Annotated in this window: 2 protein-coding genes; both read left to right on the plus strand. The window is 65.9% G+C overall.

Translation table 11 applies throughout. From position 1 onward, the window contains the following. The first annotated feature begins 159 nt into the window (after positions 1 to 159). Positions 160 to 615 (plus strand): SUKH-3 domain-containing protein, encoded by a 456-nt coding sequence (locus ACFWBD_RS41475; RefSeq protein ID WP_385679416.1) that lies wholly within the window; start codon positions 160 to 162, stop codon positions 613 to 615. Between the two features lie 12 nt (positions 616 to 627). After that, entirely contained in the window at positions 628 to 1,395 is a 768-nt protein-coding gene (locus tag ACFWBD_RS41480; protein ID WP_385679419.1) for a transposase, read from the plus strand. Positions 1,396 to 1,464: the final 69 nt, after the last annotated feature.

Consider the following 1,464-nt stretch of genomic DNA (forward strand, 5'->3'; position numbering starts at 1 on the left):
CTAAGACTTGTCCCGTAAATGATCTTCGTGCCTTCCGCGACCAGCAACCCTGTCCGCTGGTCCGGATGTGCGGCAGACTTCGGGCAACAGGCACGGCCGAAGGGATGGGGAGGGTGCATAGAACACATCAGTGAGTCGTTGACGGACTGCGGTCCGTCGGTGCTGGACGCGCTTGGCGTTGCTGGGTGGACAGCAGGTCGAAAGATCGCCACTGGGGACTGGACACAGCAACTGACAGCCGCTGGGTTCGAGCTCAATGACGCGGCGGTCGAGGTCTGGGCCGAGTTCGGTGAGCTGACGGTGAAGAGTTGCCCCGCTCGCGTCCCTGCCTCGTCACTGCACATAGACCCCGTTGAAGCCTGCGTCGACACCGCCGCGGAAGCGTCCAAGCTGAGGCATCGATACGCAGAGAACTACAACCCTCTGGGCATGTGGTCGGTCCAGTTCAGGTCGTATATTGCCGATAGCGGGCGCGTCGTTGCCGTCGGGCCGAACGTTCTCTGGTCCCTGGGGTCGACCTTCTCGGAGGCGCTGGCCTACGTGGTGGACGGCGATGCCGACGTCAATCGTGCAGAACAAGCAGACTGGCTCGCCAACTGCCTCAGTGGCAGGTGAGACGATCTTGCGGTGGCTGGTGTGATCACGGCGTCGGAGCCGTCCTGGATAGCCCCGTTCACCGGGCTGAGCCCGCGCAGTTTCGGGAAGTTGGTGACCGCGCTGCGCCGCGAAGGCGCGGACCCGGTCCGCAAGGGCCGGCCGTGGGGGCTGCCGCTGGAGGACCGGGTGCTGCTGGTCGCCGCGTACTGGCGCACGAACTTGACCATGCGCCAACTTGCCCCGCTCTTCGGCGTATCGAAGTCGGCGGCCGACCGGATCATCGACCAGCTCGGCCCGCTCCTCGCGCTCTGGCCCCGGCGCCGGTTCGCGAAGGGCACCGTTCTGATCGTGGACGGCACCCTGGTCCCCACCCGGGACCACAGCATCGCCGAGCAGTCCAAGAACTACCGCTACTCCACCAACCATCAGGTCGTCATCGACGCCGACACTCGCCTGGTCGTCGTGGTCGGCGCCCCCACGCCCGGCAACCGCAACGACTGCAAGGCATGGGAGGAATCCGGGGCCAAGGCCGCCGTGGGCAAGACCCTGACGATGGCCGACGGCGGATATCCGGGCACCGGACTCCTCATGCCCCACCGCCGCACCCCGGGCGAGGAGTTGCCCGACTGGAAGCGGGAGCACAACCGCTCGCACAAACAGGTCCGCGCGCGCGTCGAGCATGTCTTCGCCCGCATGAAGACCTGGAAGATCCTCCGCGACTGCCGCCTCAAGGGCGACGGCGTTCACCACGCCATGCTCGGCATCGCCCGCCTGCACAACCTCAACCTCGCCGGATAGTCGGCAGGCTCCGACGGCAGCCAGCCTCATCCCGAACACGTCAAAGATCATTTACGGGACAAGTCTTAG

This window comes from Streptomyces sp. NPDC060002, assembly GCF_042737245.1.
GTDB lineage: Bacteria > Actinomycetota > Actinomycetes > Streptomycetales > Streptomycetaceae > Streptomyces.